The organism is Micromonospora sp. DT62, from assembly GCF_049847285.1.
In the GTDB taxonomy this organism is placed as follows: Bacteria; Actinomycetota; Actinomycetes; order Mycobacteriales; family Micromonosporaceae; genus Micromonospora; species Micromonospora reichwaldensis.
The window spans coordinates 70,808-89,024 of record NZ_JBNCOB010000022.1 but is presented as its reverse complement, the minus strand read 5'-3'; the positions used below and the strand labels follow the sequence as shown (position 1 = coordinate 89,024).

Sequence of the window (18,217 nt, the reverse complement as noted above, 5' to 3'; positions counted from 1 at the left end):
GGGCGCGCCCCTGGGAACAAGCAAAGGGCATCCCGACCGATCCCGCATCTCGAAAGGGGCCAAGGTGACGGAGGACACCTGAAAGTGCCGGTTCGTGTCAGTCGGGTGGATTCCGGTCGTCGGCCGGTCGGGTGAGAAGACGGCGGGACCTGCGGCGACCGCCCGGGGACGGGAACGGCCGCCGACCCTCTCGTGCGGGGTCGGCGGCCGTTCGTCGGGCGGCACCGCTCAGTGGGCGTGGTCCTCCTCGTGGGCGGTCTCCGGCAGGTTGCCGAGCACCTTGTCGATCACGTGGATCCGGGCGCCGCCGGCCCGGAAGTCGGCGCAGATCGTCTCGGCCCGGTCGGCCAGCCGGACGCCCGACCCGGCCGGGGCGACGGCGAGGGTGGTGCCCGCCAGGGTGGTGACGGTGCCGGCGGACGCCAGGTCGGCCACCGGGCGAGCCCCGGCGACCAGGTGCTCCCTCAGTAGCCCGCGCAGCGTCGCGGTGTCGGTGAGCAGCAGTTGGTCCAGGTTGGCGGTGGAGAACCTGGCCCGGAAGGCGTCGTCGGTGGGGGCGAGGATGGTGAGCCCGCCCGCGGCGGACAGCTCCTCGGTCATGCCGGTGGCCCGCACCGCCGCCTCGAACATGGTGAGCACGGGAATCCAGGTCAGGGCCTGGGCGGGGGACCGGTCCACCAGCGAGCCCGGACTACCCGGCTCGGTCCCCGAGGGCAGCGCGTCGCACAGCGGTCCGGTGACCGCGACCGGCGTGCTGTCGCCGGTGCGCTCCGCCGCGGCGGGGGACTCCTGCGAGCCGGTGCATCCGGTCACCGCGACCAGGAGGGCCAGGGCGGCTCCGGCCGCCGCCCGCCGACGGCGGGCGGCCCGGGGCGGGGGGCCGGGGATGAGGGTCTCGGACACGGTCTCTCCACTCCAGTACCGGTACGGCAGGTGCCGGCAGGTCGGCGGTGGGCCGACCAGCCGGCACCTCGGGCGGGGACTCAGCAGGTCAGAGCTGGGCGCACTGGCCGAACTTCGGACCACTCACGGAGTTGGCGACCTCCAGGTTCGTCGGTGCCGGGGAGTTGCCGGTGCAGTCCAGCGGGCCGTTGACGGTGTTGCCCGCCACCAGCGGGGCCACGGTCTTGCCGTTGACCACGCTGACCGGTCCGGTCAGCGTGTTGCCGACCACCACGACCGGGCCCTGGGTGCCGGTGGCGCGCACCGGGCCGTTGATCCTGCTGTCGGTCACGACGAACCCGGCGGCGCCGGTGGCGTCGACGGGACCGTTGATCGAGCTGCCGTTGACGATCAGCACCGCGCCGGGACGCACCTGGATCGGACCCCGGACGGTGGCCCCGTCCAGGCAGGCGACGCCGGAGACGACCAGCGGGCCGTTGCGGGTGCCGGTCAGGGTGGGGGCGATCCGCTCGCCGGCGACCAGGCCCTCCACGGCCTGCTCGTCGAGCAGCAGCGGGATCAGGCCCCGCTGCGGCTGGGACAGCGGAACCAGGTAGCTGTCGCCGACCTTGATCACCTTCCAGCCGTGGGCGGCGAGCCGCTGGGCCACGGTGGTGCGCTGGCCGGCCGGGCCGTCGGTGCGCTCGCCGTGGTACTGCTGCTCGGTCAGCCGGTACGCGCACGGCGCCTGCTCGAGGATCCGCTCCGGGGTGGGGGCGTCCGCGGGTGGCGGGGCCTCACCCGGGTGCGGAGCGGGGTACGCCTCGATCTTGCGGGAGCCCCGGAACACGATGCGTCCCTCGTTGGCGGACTGCGACAGGATCCCCTCGGCACGGGCCTTGGTGATGCCCTCGACGCTGGCGCCGTGGTACGTGAGGAACTGGTGGAACGTCCACAGCGCGGAGTAGGTCTTGCGCCGGCGGTTGTTCGCGGTGTTGGACTCGTCGGGCCGCGTCGGGCCACCGGAGCTGCGCAGCTCCAGCAGGGAGTTGACCACGTTCTTCAGGCCGAGGGTGTTGCGCAGGATGGTCTCCTCGCTCAGCCCCACGTTGGCCCCGGTGGTGCACCCGTACGGACAGGCCCACCAGCCGTCCCGGGCGCCCTCGGTGTACATGTGGCCCTCGATCATCTTCTGCGACTCGTCGAAGATGCCCTGCGCCACGTTCTGGTGCCGCGGCGGCAGCATCGGCAGGTCACCCGTGTTGGTGTTGCCGTACTCGTGGCCGTCGTAACCGGCGATCGGCCGGTAGTCGCGCACCATCTCGGCGAGGGCGCGGGTCTCCGGCTGACGGATCAGCGAGTGGTCCCGGTTCAGGTCCTGGCCGGTGGAGTTGCCCCGGGAGTTGGCCGCCCGTCCGTCGCCGTTGAGCGTCGGCACGATGAGCATGGTGGTCTTCGACAGCAGGTCGAGGGTCTTGGCGTCCTTGGTGAAGGCGAGCTGCCGGGCCATGATCAGGCAGGCCTCGCGGTCACCCGGCTCGTTGCCGTGCACGTTGCAGTTGACCATCAGCGGGTTGGTCGCGGCCACCGCCTCCGGCGTCGCCGCCGGCCGGGGGTAGCCGATGACCAGCATGTTGATCGGCCGGTTCAGGACCGTACGGCCGATCTCGACGACGCGGACCCGGTCGCTGGCCCCGTCGAGCGCGGCGGTGTACGCGTACTCGTTGACGTCGCTGGTGTACTGCGCGCCCAGCGTCTCCTCCCACTGGGTGCGCAGGTTCTCACCCGGGGTGCCCGGGTCGCCCCAGTGGCCGCGGGTGGTGCCGCTGACCGGCGCCGAGTAGGGCTGGACCTCGGTGCCGAAGCGGGCCCGTACCCGCCACTGGAAGCCGTTGCCGGGGGCGAAGCCGGCGTCGGCGAAGGTCGGCTCGTCGTTGTTGACCTGCCGGTTCGGGCGCCACACACCGGCGATGACCGGCGTGCCGGGCGTGCCGTCCGCGGCGAGCGGGGTCCGCTCGATCTGGTAGTCGGTGGCCCCTTCCACCCGGGTCCACGCCAGCGTGGCGTACCCGTCACCCTGCACGACCGTGAGGCCCTGCACCTGGTTCGGCTCCGCCTGCTGCAGGGCCGCGCTCGGCTGCCCCTGCGCCTGCGCGGGCACCGCCGTCGCCACGAGGGCGGCGGCGAGCAGCGCGGAGAACACACCGGCCGTTGTCCGTCTGTATCTCAAAAGGATCTCCAAACAGGAGGGATGGCTGGGTGCGCCCAGCACACCCGTACTCGGCCCACCGGTGGCGGGCGGCCTGCGATTCTTGAGGTTCACCTGAGATTCCCGACGCGGAAACCGGGACGCGGTCGCGGTTCAGGTCACCCAGAATCCTCACCCGGTGCGCAGCCGGTAGCCGACGCCGCGCACCGTCTCGACCAGGCCGGCGTCGTCGAGCTTGCCCCGCAGGGCCGCGACGTGCACGTCGAGGTTGTGTCGGGTGCCCCAGGTGGTCTGCCAGACGTCCAATTGCAACCGGTCCCGGGGCACCACCGTGCCGGCCTGCCGGGCGAGCGCCACCAGCAGGTCGAACTCCTTGCGGGCGAGGTTGACCTCCCGCTCGCCCACCCAGACCTGCCGGGCGTGCACGTCGATGCGCAGCCTGCCGGCCCGCAACTCGCCCGTGCTGCGGGTGCCCCGGGTGCTGCGGGCGGTGCGCCGCATCACCGCCTCGATGCGGGCCTGCAACTCCACCATCGAGAACGGCTTGACGACGTAGTCGTCGGCGCCGGCGCGCAGGCCGGCCACCCGGTCGTACTCCTCTGCGCGGGCGCTGACCGCGATGATCGCGACGTCCTCGTCGACCTGCCGCAGCCGCCGGCAGACCTCCAGGCCGTCCCGGTCGGGCAGGTTGAGGTCCAGCAGGACCAGGTCGACGGCGTCGGCCCGGATCGCCTCGGCGGCCGTCAGCGCCGACACCACCTCGTGTCCCCGACGGCGTAGCGCCTTGGCGAGGGCAGACGCCACGCGTAGGTCGTCTTCGACCAGGAGCACCCGCACGCACACCCCCCGGACCTCGTCCCCCGCCGGATCCTGCGAGTCTGTCCGATGATCATCGACTTGACCAGTGCGGACGCAAGATGGTGACCGCAAGCATGATCCGTTCCGGACCGACAGCGGGGCCACGGTGACCGGGGGCGTCGAAACGTTCACCCGCCACCAGTCGGGTGCATTACGGTCATCCTCCGATCGGGTGGATTGGCGGCGGAGCGCGTGGGGCAATACCCGCACGCGCGCCACCCGGCCCCGTCGTGTGGTGCGCTCATGGTGCGGTGCGCGCTCATGATCTTGCGCAAAGGGAGCGACATGCAGGTCTGGCCGGGTGAGCGGTACCCCCTGGGGGCCACCTACGACGGGATGGGCACCAACTTCGCCATCTTCTCCGAGGTGGCCGAGCGGGTCGAGCTGTGCCTGTTCGACGAGTGGGACACCGGGGCCGAGCGGCGGGTCGAGCTGCGCGAGGTCGACGCGTACGTCTGGCACGCGTACATCCCCGGCATCGAGCCGGGGCAGCGCTACGGCTACCGGGTGCACGGCCAGTACGACCCGGCGAACGGGCTGCGCTGCAACCCGGCCAAGCTGCTGCTCGACCCGTACGCCAAGGCGATCGACGGCGACGTGCGGTGGGACCCGGCCGTCTACGACTACGAGCACGGCGACCCGGAGCGGATGAACACCACCGACTCGGCGCCGTTCATGCCGAAGTCGGTGGTGGTGAACCCGTACTTCAACTGGGGCAACGACTCCCCGCCCCGCATCCCGTACCACCACTCGGTCATCTACGAGGCGCACGTGCGTGGCCTGACGATGCGCCACCCGGACATCCCCGACGAGCTGCGCGGCACGTACGCCGGCCTCGCCTCCCCGCCGATGATCGAGCACCTGACGAAGCTCGGCGTGACCGCCATCGAGCTGATGCCGGTGCACCAGTTCGTGCACGACCACCGGCTGACCGACCTGGGGCTGCGCAACTACTGGGGCTACAACACCATCGGCTTCTTCGCCCCGCACCACGGCTACTCGGCGCTCGGGCACCTCGGCCAGCAGGTGCAGGAGTTCCGGGGCATGGTCAAGGCGCTGCACGCCGCCGGCATCGAGGTCATCCTCGACGTGGTCTACAACCACACCGCCGAGGGCAACCACCTCGGCCCGACGCTGAGTTTCAAGGGCGTCGACAACCCCAGCTACTACCGGCTCAGCGAGGAGGACCGCCGCTACTACGTCGACTACACCGGCACCGGCAACAGCCTCAACGTACGCAGCCCGCACTCGCTCCAGCTGATCATGGACTCGCTGCGGTACTGGGTGACCGAGATGCACGTCGACGGGTTCCGCTTCGACCTCGCCGCCACCCTCGCCCGCGAGTTCTACGAGGTCGACCGCCTCTCCACCTTCTTCGAGGTGGTGCAGCAGGACCCGGTGGTCAGCCAGGTCAAGCTGATCGCCGAGCCGTGGGACGTCGGGCCGGGCGGCTACCAGGTGGGCAACTTCCCACCGGTGTGGACCGAGTGGAACGGCAAGTACCGCGACACCGTGCGCGACTTCTGGCGCGGCGAGCCCGCCACCCTCGCCGAGTTCGCCTCCCGCATCTCCGGCTCCGCCGACCTCTACCAGGACGACGGGCGCCGCCCGTTCCACAGCATCAACTTCGTCACCTGCCACGACGGGTTCACCCTGCGGGACCTGGTGTCGTACAACGACAAGCACAACGAGGCCAACGGCGAGGAGAACCGCGACGGGGAGGGCCACAACCGGTCCTGGAACTGCGGCGTCGAGGGCGACACCGACGACGAGACGGTACGCGCCCTGCGGGCCCGGCAGCGGCGCAACTTCCTGACCACCCTGGTGCTCTCCCAGGGCGTGCCGATGATCGGCCACGGCGACGAGCTGGGCCGCACCCAGCGCGGCAACAACAACGCCTACTGCCAGGACAGCGCGCTGGCCTGGGTCGACTGGGACGCCGCCGACACCGACCTGCTGGAGTTCACCCGCAAGCTGGTCGACTTCCGCCGCCGCCACCAGGTGTTCCGCCGGCGGCGCTTCTTCACCGGCCTGCCGGTGCGTTCCCGGCTGGTCGACGAGCCCCTGCCGGACCTGGCCTGGTACACCCCCGACGGGCGGGAGATGACCGGCGAGGACTGGGGCAACGACTTCGGCCGCTCGGTGGCGCTCTTCGTCAACGGCGAGGGCATCCGCGAACGCGGCCAGTACGGCCAGCGCCACGTGGACGCCTCCTTCCTGCTCTGCTTCAACGCCCACGACGCCCCGCTGGACTTCACCGTGCCCGGCCCCGAGTTCGGGCCGCGCTGGGAGGTGGTGATCAGCACCGCGGAACCGGAACCGGAGAAGACCACGATCGTCGAGGCGGGCGGCACCCTCTGCGTGCCCGACCGGTGCGTGGTGGTGCTGGAGAGGAAGGCCTGACATGTCGAGCACCCCTCGACCCGACGCGCCCCGGGTGGGCACCACCTACCGGGTGCAGGTCCGCCCCGGCTTCGACCTGGACGCCACCGCCGAGCTGGCCGACTACCTGACCGACCTCGGCGTCACCCACCTCTACAGCGCGCCCCTGCTCACCGCCACCCCCGGCTCCGCGCACGGCTACGACGTGGTCGACCACCGTGCCGTCAACCCCGAGCTGGGCGGCGAGGCGGCCCGGCAGCGGCTGCTGCGGGCACTGCGCGCCGCCGGTCTCGGGATGGTCGTCGACATCGTGCCCAACCACGCCGGCGTGGCCGTGCCCGCCGCCAACGCCGCCTGGTGGGACGTGCTGCGCCGGGGCCGCGACTCGGCGTACGCCGGTTGGTTCGACGTCGACTGGGACCGGGGCCGGCTGCTGCTGCCGGTGCTCGCCGACACCCCGGACGCCCTCGACGACCTCAAGCTCGCCGACGGGGAACTGCGCTACCACGAGCACCGCTTCCCGATTGCCGACGGCACCGGCGACGGCCTCGACGTCGGCGGAGCCGACCATGGCAGCCCGCGCGAGGTGCACGACCGGCAGCACTACGAGCTGGTCTCCTGGCGGCGCGGCGACACCGAGCTGACGTACCGCCGGTTCTTCGCCGTCTCGGACCTGGCCGGGCTGCGGGTGGAGGACCCGGAGGTCTTCGCCGCCACCCACGAGCTGGTGCTGCGGTGGGCGGCGGCCGGCGAGGTCGACGGCATCCGCGTCGACCACCCGGACGGGCTGCGCGACCCCTCGGCCTACCTGGCCCGGCTGCGCGCCGCCGCGCCCGACGCGTGGCTGGTGGTGGAGAAGATCCTGGAGTACGGCGAGGAGCTGCCGGACTGGCCCGTGGAGGGCACCACCGGCTACGACGCCCTCGCCGCCGTCTGCGGGCTCTTCGTCGACCCCGACGCGGAGGGCGACTTCACCGCCCTGGACACCCACCTCGTCGGCCGGCACACCTCCTGGCAGGACCTCACCCACGACACCAAGCTCGCCGCGGCCACCCGCCTGCTGTCGGCCGAGCTGACCCGCCTCGCCGCGCTCGCCGACGACGTCGAGCACGACGCCGCCCGCGCGGCGCTGGCCGAGCTGGCCGCCGCGTTCCCGGTCTACCGGGGCTATCCGCCGCACGGCGCCCGGCACCTGGCCGCCGCCCGCGCCGAGGCCGGCCGCCGCCGCCCCGACCTGACCGCCGTGCTGGACGCGCTCACCCGCCGGCTGCGCGACCCCGACGACGAGCTGGCGAAGCGCTTCCCGCAGCTCACCGGCGCGGTCATGGCCAAGGGCGTGGAGGACACCGCCTTCTACCGGTGGAGCCGCTTCGTCGCGCTCAACGAGGTCGGCGGCAGCCCCGCGCACTTCGGCGTGCCGCCGGCGGAGTTCCACCGCTTCGCCGCCGCCCGGCAGGTGCGCTGGCCGGCGAGCATGACCACGCTCTCCACCCACGACACCAAGCGCTCCGAGGACGTCCGGGCCCGCCTCGCGGTGCTCAGCGAGCTGCCGGGGCGCTGGGCCGACCTGGTCGCCCGGTGGACGGCCCGCGCGCCGCTGCCCGACCCGGCCTTCGCGCACCTGCTGTGGCAGACCGCCGTCGGCGCCTGGCCGATCGAACGGGAGCGGCTGCACGCGTACGTCGAGAAGGCCGCCCGCGAGGCGTCGGCGTCGACGAGCTGGGCCGACCCCGACCCGGTCTTCGAGCGGGCCATGCACGACGTGGTCGACGCGATGTACGACGACGCGCAGCTGCACGCCGAGCTGACCGCCTTCGCCGACGAGATCGCCCCCGTCGGCTGGTCCAACTCGCTCGGGCAGAAGCTGGTGCAGCTCGCCATGCCCGGGGTGCCCGACACCTACCAGGGCACCGAGCTGTGGGACAACTCGCTGGTCGACCCCGACAACCGCCGCCCGGTCGACTTCGCCGTACGCCGGGAGCTGCTGGCCCGCCTCGACGCCGGCCCGCCCCCGCCGGTGGACGCCGGCGGCGCGGCGAAGCTGCTCGTGGTGTCGCGGACCCTGCGGCTGCGCCGCGACCGCCCGGAGCTGTTCACCGGCTACCGGCCGGTGCCGGCCCACGGGCGCGCCGGGCGGCACGCGCTCGCCTTCGACCGGGGCGGCGCCGTCGCCGTCGCCACCCGCCTGCCGCTCGGGCTGGCGCGCGCCGGCGGCTGGGGCGACACAACTCTGTCACTTCCCGTTCACGAGGTGACCGACCTGTTCACGGGCCGGTCCTACAGTGGCGGGCAGACCCCGCTGGCCGACCTGCTGGCCACCTACCCCGTCGCGCTGCTGGCTCCCACCACCGAGTCCGTGGAGGCTTCATGACCGAGTTCACGGTGTGGGCGCCGCAGGCCGCCCGCGTCCGGCTGCGCCTGCCGGGCGTCGCCGACCACGAGATGCGCTCCGGCCCGGACGGCTGGTGGCGGGTCGAGGTGCCCGCCGCCGGCCCCGGCACCGACTACGCCTTCCTGCTCGACGACGACGAGCGGGCGCTGCCCGACCCCCGCTCGCCCTGGCAGCCGGAGGGCGTGCACGGGCCGAGCCGGCGCTACGACCACGCGGCGTTCGAGTGGACCGACCAGGCCTGGACCGGCCGGCAGCTGCCCGGCGCCGTCCTCTACGAGCTGCACGTCGGCACCTTCACGCCCGAGGGCACCTTCGACGCCGCCATCGGCCGCCTCGACCACCTCGTCGACCTCGGCATCGACATGATCGAGCTGCTGCCGGTCAACGCCTTCAACGGCGAGCACAACTGGGGCTACGACGGGGTCTGCTGGTATGCCCCGCACCAGCCCTACGGCGGGCCGGACGGCCTGAAACGGCTGGTCGACGCCGCCCACGCCAAGGGCCTGGGGGTGATCCTCGACGTCGTCTACAACCATTTCGGGCCCTCCGGGGCCTACGCGCCGATGTTCGCGCCGTACCTCACCGAGCAGAGCAACACCTGGGGCCGCACCGTCAACCTCGACGGACCGCACTCCGACGGCGTGCGCCGCTACATCGTCGACAGCATCCTGATGTGGCTGCGCGACTACCACGTCGACGGCCTGCGGCTCGACGCCGTGCACGCCATGCCCGACTCCCGCGCCACCGGATGGCTGGAGGAGGTGGCGATCGAGGTCGAGGCGCTCGCCACCCACCTCGGCCGGCCGCTGTCGCTGATCGCCGAGTCCGACCTCAACGACCCCACCCTGATCACGCCCCGGGAGGCCGGCGGTTTCGGCCTGCACGCCCAGTGGAACGACGACGCCCACCACGCCCTGCACACCCTGCTCACCGGCGAGCGGCAGGGCTACTACGGCGACTTCGGCTCGCTGGAGTGCCTCACCGACGTGCTCACCGGCGGGTTCTTCCACGCCGGCACCTGGTCCAGCTTCCGCAACCGCCACCACGGCCGGCCGGTGGACCGGCAGCGCACCCCCGGCCACCGGTTCGTCGCGTACCTGCAGAACCACGACCAGATCGGCAACCGGGCCACCGGCGACCGGATCTCCGCCACCCTCTCCCCGGGGCTGCTGCGCGTCGGCGCGACGCTGCTGTTCACCGCCCCGTTCACCCCGATGCTGTTCATGGGCGAGGAGTGGGCCGCCAGCACCCCGTGGCAGTTCTTCACCAGCCACCCCGAGCCGGAGCTGGCGACCGCCGTCGCCACCGGGCGCAAGCGGGAGTTCGCCGCGCACGGCTGGCCGGAGGGCGACGTGCCCGACCCGCAGGACCCGCAGACCTTCGTCCGCTCCCGGCTCGACTGGGCCGAGCTGGACAAACCCGAACACCGCGAGATGTACGAGTTCCACAAGCGCCTCATCGCGCTGCGCAAGAGCCGCCCCGACCTGTCCGATCCTCGGCTGGACCGGGTCGACGTCCGCCCCGGCGACCAGTTCCTGGTGATGCGCCGGGGCGAGACGCTGGTGGCGGCGAACCTGGCCGCCAAGCCGCAGCGGATCACGCTGCCGGGGGTGGCGCGCCGGGTGCTGCTCGCGACGGGGGAGGGGGTCACGGTGATGCGCGACCGCATCGAGCTGCCGGCCGAGACGGCGGCGATCGTGGCGCTCTGAGCGGCGCCCGACGTCACCGGCCGACGTCACCGGCCGACGTCACCGGCCGACGTCACCGGCCGTCGGCAGCGCGGTGGCGACCGCCGACGGCGACCGGCCCGCCCCCCGCCGTCGACGGTGGTCAGCCGGCGTCCAGCACCTCGCGCAGCCTGGCCGCGAACTCGGCGGGCTTGCCGGCGTAGCCGAACTCGCCGTCGAGGAAGCCGCCGTGGTGGCTCGGGAACACCACGGCCTCCTGGCCGAGCAGCGCCGCGGTGGCGACGGCCGTGCGCGCCGTGTAGGTCCCCGCCGTCTCCTCGCCGACCGCGATCACGATCCGGGTCGGCGCCGCCGTGAGCGCCGCCGCGTCGGGCCGGTAGTCGGTGACCGTCCCGGAGGCCTTCGACAGCAGCGGGTCGTCGCGGGAGCCGTCGTCCTCGGTCGGCAGGCCGAACGCCGCCGGGTCGGGCGCGGGCTGGGCGAAGTAGGCGTCCGTGAACTCGCCCTGCCAGGAGACCAACGCCATGAAGGCGGCCATGCCCGCCCCCATGCCCTTCGCCTGGTACGCCTCGTGGACGACGGCCTGGGCGCGCTCGGCCGCTGCGGCGTCGGGGAGCACGCCGGTGATCGGCGGCTCGTGCGCCACCAGCGTCGCCACGTCCCCGGGGTGGGACGCGACCAGCTCCAGCGCGGTCACCGCCCCGCCGCTGCTGGCGAACACGTCGACCGGCGCCGCGCCGAGCGCCTCGATCAGCAGGTGCAGGTCGGCCGCCTGCTGCTGCGGCGTGTGGTCCGACCGCCCGTCGCTGCGGACGCTGCGGCCCAGGCCGCGCGGGTCGTAGGTGACGACCGTCCGGTCGGTGAAGTGGGTCGCGAGCGCGTTGAAGCCCTCCGCCGTCATCGGCTGGCCGATCATGAGCAGGGTGCGGTGATCGTCGGAGGCCGACAGCGGACTGCGCACGTCGTAGACCAGGTCGACGCCGGGCAGGGCAAGGGTGTGGGTCTCCATCGTCGTCATGCCGGCGAGCGTACGGCCGACGGGTGACAGATCCGGTGCTACGCGCGGAAAGCGGCCCCACCCGCCCCGGATTTCGGCACCGGCGTCAGGATCTGCGGTATGGAGTTCTTCTGCTACCACCGCGACCGGCGCGACTCCCTGGCTCTGCGCAAGGAGCTGCGCGAGGAACACTGGTCCTACATGGACCGGTACGCAGAGCGGATGATCGCCCGTGGGCCGACGTTCGCCCCCGACGGGGAGACGCCGACCGGCAGCGTGCACATCGTCGACCTGCCCGATTCCGCCGCCGCCCGGGCGTTCGCCTTCGATGAGCCCAACTACCAGGCCGGCGCGTACCGGGACGTGCTACTGCGCCGGTGGCACAACACGCTGGGGCGCACCATGTGGGACTTCCCCGGCGGCCGGACGGGTGGTGACCGGTACCTGGTGCTCGGCCTCGGGGCGGGGGAGGCCGCCGACCTGGACGTGAGCGCGGACCGGGACGAGCTGATCGCGTACGGGCCGCTGCTGTCGGACGACGGTGTCAGGTGGCTCGGCACGGCGGCGCTGGTCCGGGCGGAGGACCCGGACGAGGCGCGTGCCGTGCTGACCCCGGACCGGTACGCCGAGATCGAGGTCCACGCGTGGGCGTTCGGCGGACGACCGTGACTCCATTGGCCCTCTCAGTTGGGCCGACCATGGTCGTGCCGAGCTTCGGTTGTGCCGTGAACGCCCTACCGGGCTGACGTCGCCGTTCTGCCGCGAGCGAACCCGCTTGTCCTGTTGCGGCGCGCTGCGGAGGATCGGTGGATGGATCTCCTCACCGCGGAACGGCAACTCCAAGCCGCCCAGCGCGCCGCCGACGTCGAGTCCCTCGACGCGCTCCTGCACCCGCAGGTCGTGGGTGCCGGACCGGACGGCACGGTCTTCACGAAGGAAGACGACTTGGAGAGCTACCGCTCCGGTGCACTGCGAATCACCAGCCTGGTGGAGGAGTCGCTCGACGTCCAGGAGGACGGTCAGACCGGGGTGACTCGCATGGTCGCTGCGGTGGATGCCGTTCAGGGCGGTGCCGCCATGTCCACGCGGTTGCGCTACACCCGACTGTGGGTGCGTGAGGACGGCAACTGGCGGGTGTTGGCCGCCACCCTCGTCCCGGTCTGAGGGACGTCTCGTAACTGGGTGAAGGCGTTGCCCGGCATCGGGCCGGTGGTCAGCCGGCGAGGATGATGTTGTGGCTTGCGGTACGGCATGATCACCTGCGGGTTGCCCCGGTAGCCGCCGTCGGCCATCACTGGCCGCCCGGTCAGCTTCTGGTCGATGCCGAGGCACGGTAGACGATGGTGCCGTTGCGGTTGCCGGGCTGCGGGTCACCGACGACGATGACCAGGCGGGTGCTGGCGTCGATGGCGACCCGCAGGTTCGTCGAGTACCGGTGGTTCTTGCTGCGGGCGGCCAAGCGGTGGTCGCGGGTGGGGATCAGGGTGCCGTCGACGATCGCGATCTGCTCGACCGGTCGCTTCCGCACCGGCGCCAGGGCCAGCAGCGCTGCGAGGGTGTCGATGACCCGGTGGGCCGCGGAGTGCGACACCCCGAACAGTGAGCCGATCTGGCGCATCGTCAGGTTCGTGCGCCAGTAGGTGACCGCCAGCAGCACCCGCTCGGCGAGGTCAAGGGCCGGCGGCAGCCACCGCCGAACTCGGACTTCCGGAGCCGGAGCTACCGACGGCGGTGGCGCTGATCGCGGCCGATACCTGCGAGCGGATCCTCGACCACAGCATCTCCGCCGAGGTGGGAACCCACCGTCTCTACGTGGTGGGACACGAGGGCGGCCCGCTGGACGACCTGCTCCCGACGGTCGCCGCCCTGGCCGCGCATCTCGCCGACACGCGTGCGCCTGGTTGCCTGCGCCGCATAGCACTACGCACAGGAAGCGATCGTCAACAAGAAGTGATCCTTGCCTCTTCATTGGTCAGTCTCTATGGTTGTTGGAAAGCGCTTTCCCGTCCCCGTGCTCATGCCTGAAAGGTGAACTCAGATGAGACGCAAAGTCGCCACGCGGTGGCTGGCCGGTGGTGCCACCGCGGTCGCAGGTGCCGTTGTCGCCCTGGCACTGCAGATTCCCAACGCCTCGGCCGCCACGAACCTGAGCCTCGGCGCCGGCGCTGACGGCTCCAGCAAGGCCAGTGGTACCAGCTATGGCAACGTCATCGACGGCAACCCCAGCACCTACTGGTCGCCGAGCGGCTCGACCGGCACGGTCTCGGTCAAGTGGGGCAGCGCCACGACGGTGTCCTCAGCCGCCATCGTGCAGGCCTCGGGCGGCGGCTCGATCAGCGGCTGGCAGCTCAAGAACCACGACACGGGCTCCGTCCTGGCCAGCGGCAGCAGCGCCCCAGGCACCATCAACTTCTCCTCGACGTCGCTGAAGAAGATCTCCTTTGTCATCACCAGCGCGTCCGGCACCCCACGGATCGCCGAGTTCGAGACGTACTCCAGCGGCGGGTCGACCCCGACCACTAGTCCGACCAGTGGCCCCACCAGCAGTCCGACGGCCAGCCCGACCAGCAACCCAGGCACGCCGACTGGTGCGTGGCCGTCGTCGGCCGGCTCGGTGAGCATCTCGGGCACGGTCAGCGTCTCCGGCACCTTCGACGGCGGGATGAAGACGTACTGCTGCATCGGTGACGGTGGACAGGGCGAGTCGCAGGACCCGATGTTCAAGATCGCCAATGGTGGCACGCTGCAGAACGTCATCCTCGGTTCACCCGCCGGTGACGGCGTGCACTGCGAGGGCACCTGCACACTGCGCAACGTGTGGTGGAACGACATCGGTGAGGACGCCGCCACCTTCAAGCAGACCAACGGCGGTACCTCCTACGTCATCGGTGGCGGCGCGCGCAACGGCAGCGACAAGACCTTCCAGCACAACGGCAACGGCACGGTCAACATCTCCGGCTTCTACCTCAAGGGGTCCGGCAAGCTGTACCGCGGCTGTGGCAACTGCTCGACCTCGCACACCCGTCACGTGCGTATCGACAACGTCCTCGTCGACGACATTGACATGCTCGCCGGCATCAACAGCAACTGGAACGACACCGCGACGATCACTCGCGTGGTCGTGATCGGCTCGGCCACCATCTGCGGCAAGTACAAGGGTGTGCCCAAGGGCAGCGAACCCAGCTACCTCGGTGAGGGCTGGAACGACGCCAACTGCAAGGTCAACAGAAGTGACGTCACCTTCCGGTAGTTACTAGGCACGTCTGTTCGCGAAGGGGCGCCCGCCGCCAGGCGGGCGCCCCTTCGGTGTCCGTCGTACGGGGGGCGAGTTCGATGAGCCGTTTTCATCCTGTGTAGCGGTTGGATTCGGTGGGCAATTGCTTGCCTTGCCGGGAGTTTCGTCCTATGTCGACACCAGGTTCCACCTGGCCGTGACCTGCACCGTCACGATGAAAGAGGTTCAATGGCGAGCGTCGACAGAGCGGCTGGAGGCCACGCGACTCACGGCGCTATTCAGAGCTTGCGAACGTGTACGGTGCAACTGCGACGTCATCGGCGAGGTTGATGACCGCTGTCCCAGCCCGCTACCTGGGAAGCAGGCGAAGTCATGGTCAAGAACGCTGACACCATCGGTGCGAGGATTCGGTACTGGCGAATGCGCCGTGGGGGTATGACCCAGGCCGTTCTTGCCGGCCTTGCCGGCGTCAGCCAGTCCTACGTGTCGCAGGTCGAGTCGGGTCGGAAGACGATTGATCGGCGCTCCACGCTGGTCGCCCTTGCCGCCGCTCTTCAGGTCACGGTGGCCGACCTGCTGGGGCAGGGCGCGGAGCCCGGCGACCCTGCCCGCGATGGTGCTGCCGAGCGCGTTCCCGCGATCTGGTCCGCCCTGATCGAGATCGAGGACGGCGAGCGCCGACCGTCGACCTGCACGAGGGAGCAGCTTGCCGCTGAGATAGCCCGCAGCGATCAACTCCGCAACAGCTGCAACTATCCGGCTATGGCCCGCCTGCTCCCCGGCCTGCTGTTGGAGGCCGCGGCTGCCGGGGGTGTCGTGCTCGCCCAAGTGGCCTACCAGGCATCGACGTGCCTCCGGCATCTCGGATACCGGCATCTAGCCCTCAACGCAGCCCGGGTCGCCGTGTCGGCCGCGGAGGACGTGGGAGACCCGGCATGGACCGGGGCAGCCCGGTTCGCCTACGTGCAGAGTCTGCCGATCGAGTCCGCGCCGCTTGCCGCGAGAGCGGCGGACCGTTCACTGACGGAACTCCAAGCCCACGCCGCCGACGTCCGCGTCCGGCAGATGCTGGGTCAGCTTCATCTCTCGGCCGCGTTGACCTCGACGGTGAGTGGTCGTCCGGATGTCGCCCGCGATCACCTGACCGAGGCGGGGCGGGAGGCTGGGAGCCTCGGGGATCCGTCTGACGGGGCCGGCTTCAACGGCTGCTGTTTCGGACCGACAAACGTGGGGCTCTGGGAGATGTCCATCGCGGCGGAGCAGGGTGAGGCCGGCCGCGTGATCGAGCTTTCCCGGCGAGTGCGGCCACGAATTCTGGTGGCGTCGACTCGCCAACTGTCCTACTGGCTCGACCTCGGCCGAGCGTATGCGGACAGCGGTCGCCGGGATGCGGAGGCGGTGGCGGCGTTTGTGCAGGCCGAACGGACTGCGCCGGTACCGTTCGTGCTGAACCCCCTCGCCCGGGATGCAGTGGTCGCGCTGTCGCAGCGGGCGAAGCGCCGGGCCGTTCCGGACGAACTGCGGTCACTTGCCAGCCGCATGGGCATCAACCTGGCCGCATAACTAGCGGTAATTGCACCATCACTGATTCGCCCTAGTGTCCGCCTCTGAGGGGCGACCGCCTCTCGGGGTTCGGGCGCGGTGATGAGGTATCACCGCTATGCCCTGCGCCAGCGGAGGCAGAGTGGACAGTCAGGGAAGCGGTTCGGCGAGCCGGGGTGAGCAGGCCGAGGCCGCCGAGCGGGAGGCGGCCAAGCAGCGCCTCCTGGATCAGGCCGAGGCGGAGCGCGTACCGGTGGAGGAGACCACCCGGGCGGTGCCGGACCGGCGGTGGCGGCGTGACCAGCGCTGACGAGCCGATCGGTCGCCGCGTAGCCCGCTGGCGGGCACGGCGGCGGATGACCCAGCAGATGTTCGCCGACCGGCTCGGCAGGTCGAAGAGCTGGGTGGACAAGACCGAGCGGGGCGTACGGCCGCTGGACCGCTACCCGGTGATCCAGGAGATCGCCCGGGTGCTGCGGGTCGACCCGATGGTGCTGCTCGGCGAGCACCGCCCGCCGCCGATCGCGGCCGGCCCGGTGGACGGGGTGGACGGCATCCGCGCCGCCCTCGCGCGCTACGACGACCACGGGGTGACGGCGTCCGTGGTGGAAACGGGCCGGCATGTCGCGCACGCCTGGCTGACCTACCAGCACGGGCACTACGCGCAGGTGGTGCGGCTGCTGCCGAGGCTGCTGCGCGCCGCGCAGGGCGTGCGGGGGCAGGAGCCGGGGCTGCTGGTGCAGGCGTACCGGATCACCTCGTCGGTGCTCGTGAAGCTCGGCGAGGCCGACCTGGGGTGGCTGGCCGCCGACCGGGCGGTGGCGGTGGCCGGTGGCGATCCGGTGCTGGCGGGGGCGGCGACCGTGGCGGTCGGACAGGCGCTGCGTGCGCTGGGCCGGGACCGGCTGGCGCTGGTGGCGACGCTGGCCGCCGCGCGTCGCGTCGCGCCCGCGCCGGAGGCGGTGCACGGGACCCTGCTGATCCAGGCCGCGCTGGCCGCCGCCGGCTGCGGCGACACCGGCCGCAGCGAGGAGCTGGTCGAGCGGGCCGCCCGGGTGGCGGCGCGGGTCGCCGGTGACGACCCGCACCGGACCGGCTTCGGGCCGGGCGCCGTCGAGGCGGCCCGGGTGGTCGCGGCTTTCGAGCGGGGGGACGCCGGGGAGGCGGTGCGCCGGCACGAGCAGGCGGTACGGCAGGAGACGTGGCGGCGGCTGCCGGCCGAGTACCGGGCCGCCTACCTCGTGGACGCCGCGCGGGCGTACCTCCAGGTCGGCGACCTGTGCGGCGCGGCCCGCGTCCTGGTCGACGCGGATGCCGTCGCGCCCGCCGAGGTCCGGTGCCGGCCGTCGGCGCGTACGGTCGTCGCCGAGGTCGCCCGGGCCCACCCGGCGCCGGCCGGCGTGGCGCGCCTGGCGACGCTGGTGGGCCTGACCCGCTGACCGCCCGGCCTGGGGCGCGCGGCGGGCGACCGGCGTGCCGCTGGCGGGTCAGCCGTTGGTGAAAAGCTCCCGAATCGCGACGAGGCTGGCGCCGTCGCCGACGGCCACCAGCGAGTCACCGGCCTGGAGGGTGAAGTCGGGACCCGGCGACGGGATCACGTGACCGTCGCGGACCACCGCGACGATCGACGCGCCGGTGCGGGTCCGCGCGCGCGTGTCACCGAGCTTGCGCCCGAGGTACGGCGACCTGGCGGGGATCGGCATGCGTACGGTCTCGACGCCCTCCAGGGGCGGGACCAGCTCCGTCAGGTTGTCCATGACCAGCGGAAGGCCGAGCAGGTCGGCGATCGTCCGCGACTCCGTGCTCTCCAGCGTCAACGTGTGCTGGGCGGTTTCGGGGTCGGCGGGGTCGTAGAGCACGATGTCGCGCCGGCCGTCGAAGTGCACGATCACGGCGCCTCGCTGGCCCGTCCCCGTGACGAAGCCGTACGACTCTCCGACGCCGAACAGCCGGGTCCTCTCCAGGTCCACGTTTCCACCTTCCGAGGATGAGGCGCCGCAGTCGGGCACCTTGCGGCCCAGACTAGTACCTC

Annotated in this window: 15 protein-coding genes and 1 pseudogene; 10 read left to right on the top strand and 6 right to left on the bottom strand. The window is 71.9% G+C overall.

Features of this window, described 5'->3' with window-relative positions; genetic code table 11:
* Positions 1-228: 228 nt before the first annotated feature.
* The 3 genes from ACPXCB_RS24885 to ACPXCB_RS24875 all read right to left on the bottom strand — a co-directional run bounded on the left by ACPXCB_RS24885 (position 229) and on the right by ACPXCB_RS24875 (position 3,928).
* A complete protein-coding gene (locus ACPXCB_RS24885) occupies positions 229-903 on the bottom strand; it encodes a fasciclin domain-containing protein (protein WP_425877924.1) in 675 nt (224 codons plus the stop codon).
* A gap of 88 nt (positions 904-991) precedes the next feature.
* A complete protein-coding gene (locus tag ACPXCB_RS24880) occupies positions 992-3,112 on the bottom strand; it encodes a M14 family zinc carboxypeptidase (protein WP_425877922.1) in 2,121 nt (706 codons plus the stop codon).
* 150 nt (positions 3,113-3,262) lie between these two features.
* Positions 3,263-3,928: a response regulator transcription factor gene (locus tag ACPXCB_RS24875; RefSeq protein ID WP_425877920.1), complete on the bottom strand. Its 666-nt coding sequence runs from the start codon at positions 3,926-3,928 to the stop codon at positions 3,263-3,265.
* A gap of 306 nt (positions 3,929-4,234) precedes the next feature.
* Between ACPXCB_RS24875 and glgX the strand changes: the two genes are divergently transcribed.
* The 3 genes from glgX to treZ are packed head-to-tail and all read left to right on the top strand — an operon-like array spanning position 4,235 to position 10,432.
* Positions 4,235-6,352, top strand: coding sequence for a glycogen debranching protein GlgX (gene glgX / locus ACPXCB_RS24870; protein ID WP_425877984.1), 2,118 nt, complete (start codon positions 4,235-4,237; stop codon positions 6,350-6,352).
* 1 nt (position 6,353) lies between these two features.
* A complete protein-coding gene (gene treY / locus ACPXCB_RS24865) occupies positions 6,354-8,702 on the top strand; it encodes a malto-oligosyltrehalose synthase (RefSeq protein WP_425877919.1) in 2,349 nt (782 codons plus the stop codon).
* The gene (gene treZ, locus ACPXCB_RS24860; RefSeq protein WP_425877917.1) at positions 8,699-10,432 is read left to right on the top strand and encodes a malto-oligosyltrehalose trehalohydrolase; all 1,734 of its coding nucleotides are present in this window, start codon (positions 8,699-8,701) and stop codon (positions 10,430-10,432) included. The genes treY and treZ overlap by 4 nt, the downstream gene beginning before the upstream one ends.
* A gap of 121 nt (positions 10,433-10,553) precedes the next feature.
* Here the strand turns inward: treZ and ACPXCB_RS24855 are convergent, their stop codons facing one another.
* On the bottom strand, positions 10,554-11,429 hold the full coding sequence (locus ACPXCB_RS24855; RefSeq protein WP_425877915.1) for an alpha/beta fold hydrolase: 876 nt from the start codon (positions 11,427-11,429) through the stop codon (positions 10,554-10,556).
* Positions 11,430-11,528: 99 nt separating this feature from the next.
* On the opposite strand from ACPXCB_RS24855, the gene ACPXCB_RS24850 reads away from it, so the two are divergent.
* The gene (locus ACPXCB_RS24850; protein WP_425877914.1) at positions 11,529-12,077 is read left to right on the top strand and encodes a YciI family protein; all 549 of its coding nucleotides are present in this window, start codon (positions 11,529-11,531) and stop codon (positions 12,075-12,077) included.
* A 141-nt stretch (positions 12,078-12,218) separates the two neighbouring features.
* Positions 12,219-12,572 carry a nuclear transport factor 2 family protein gene (locus ACPXCB_RS24845; protein ID WP_425877912.1) on the top strand — a complete coding sequence of 118 codons (354 nt, stop codon included), beginning with the start codon at positions 12,219-12,221 and terminating at the stop codon, positions 12,570-12,572.
* Positions 12,573-12,640: 68 nt separating this feature from the next.
* Here the strand turns inward: ACPXCB_RS24845 and ACPXCB_RS24840 are convergent.
* Positions 12,641-13,086: pseudogene (locus tag ACPXCB_RS24840) on the bottom strand (transposase family protein); the annotation flags it as partial.
* Between the two features lie 53 nt (positions 13,087-13,139).
* On the opposite strand from ACPXCB_RS24840, the gene ACPXCB_RS24835 reads away from it, so the two are divergent.
* The 5 genes from ACPXCB_RS24835 to ACPXCB_RS24815 all read left to right on the top strand — a co-directional run bounded on the left by ACPXCB_RS24835 (position 13,140) and on the right by ACPXCB_RS24815 (position 17,624).
* Positions 13,140-13,433: a hypothetical protein gene (locus tag ACPXCB_RS24835; RefSeq protein ID WP_425877991.1), complete on the top strand. Its 294-nt coding sequence runs from the start codon at positions 13,140-13,142 to the stop codon at positions 13,431-13,433.
* Positions 13,434-13,446: 13 nt separating this feature from the next.
* The gene (locus ACPXCB_RS24830) at positions 13,447-14,658 is read left to right on the top strand and encodes a pectate lyase (RefSeq protein ID WP_425877911.1); all 1,212 of its coding nucleotides are present in this window, start codon (positions 13,447-13,449) and stop codon (positions 14,656-14,658) included.
* A 357-nt stretch (positions 14,659-15,015) separates the two neighbouring features.
* The gene (locus ACPXCB_RS24825) at positions 15,016-16,206 is read left to right on the top strand and encodes a helix-turn-helix domain-containing protein (RefSeq protein WP_425877910.1); all 1,191 of its coding nucleotides are present in this window, start codon (positions 15,016-15,018) and stop codon (positions 16,204-16,206) included.
* A 121-nt stretch (positions 16,207-16,327) separates the two neighbouring features.
* Positions 16,328-16,495 carry a hypothetical protein gene (locus tag ACPXCB_RS24820; protein WP_425877908.1) on the top strand — a complete coding sequence of 56 codons (168 nt, stop codon included), beginning with the start codon at positions 16,328-16,330 and terminating at the stop codon, positions 16,493-16,495.
* Positions 16,482-17,624: a helix-turn-helix domain-containing protein gene (locus ACPXCB_RS24815; RefSeq protein WP_425877907.1), complete on the top strand. Its 1,143-nt coding sequence runs from the start codon at positions 16,482-16,484 to the stop codon at positions 17,622-17,624. Before ACPXCB_RS24820 ends, ACPXCB_RS24815 begins: the two co-directional genes overlap by 14 nt.
* 48 nt (positions 17,625-17,672) lie before the next feature.
* On the opposite strand, the gene ACPXCB_RS24810 is transcribed toward ACPXCB_RS24815, so the two are convergent.
* Positions 17,673-18,155 carry a cation:proton antiporter regulatory subunit gene (locus tag ACPXCB_RS24810; protein WP_425877906.1) on the bottom strand — a complete coding sequence of 161 codons (483 nt, stop codon included), beginning with the start codon at positions 18,153-18,155 and terminating at the stop codon, positions 17,673-17,675.
* Positions 18,156-18,217: the final 62 nt, after the last annotated feature.

Excerpts from the sequence above, each read along its gene's own strand:
- glgX (WP_425877984.1), top strand. The coding sequence starts at position 4,235 with ATGCAGGTCTGGCCGGGTGAGCGGTACCCCCTGGGGGCCACCTACGAC.
- treY (WP_425877919.1), top strand. The coding sequence starts at position 6,354 with ATGTCGAGCACCCCTCGACCCGACGCGCCCCGGGTGGGCACCACCTAC.
- treZ (WP_425877917.1), top strand. The coding sequence starts at position 8,699 with ATGACCGAGTTCACGGTGTGGGCGCCGCAGGCCGCCCGCGTCCGGCTG.
- ACPXCB_RS24855 (WP_425877915.1), bottom strand. The coding sequence starts at position 11,429 with ATGACGACGATGGAGACCCACACCCTTGCCCTGCCCGGCGTCGACCTG.
- ACPXCB_RS24850 (WP_425877914.1), top strand. The coding sequence starts at position 11,529 with ATGGAGTTCTTCTGCTACCACCGCGACCGGCGCGACTCCCTGGCTCTG.
- ACPXCB_RS24845 (WP_425877912.1), top strand. The coding sequence starts at position 12,219 with ATGGATCTCCTCACCGCGGAACGGCAACTCCAAGCCGCCCAGCGCGCC.
- ACPXCB_RS24830 (WP_425877911.1), top strand. The coding sequence starts at position 13,447 with ATGAGACGCAAAGTCGCCACGCGGTGGCTGGCCGGTGGTGCCACCGCG.
- ACPXCB_RS24825 (WP_425877910.1), top strand. The coding sequence starts at position 15,016 with ATGGTCAAGAACGCTGACACCATCGGTGCGAGGATTCGGTACTGGCGA.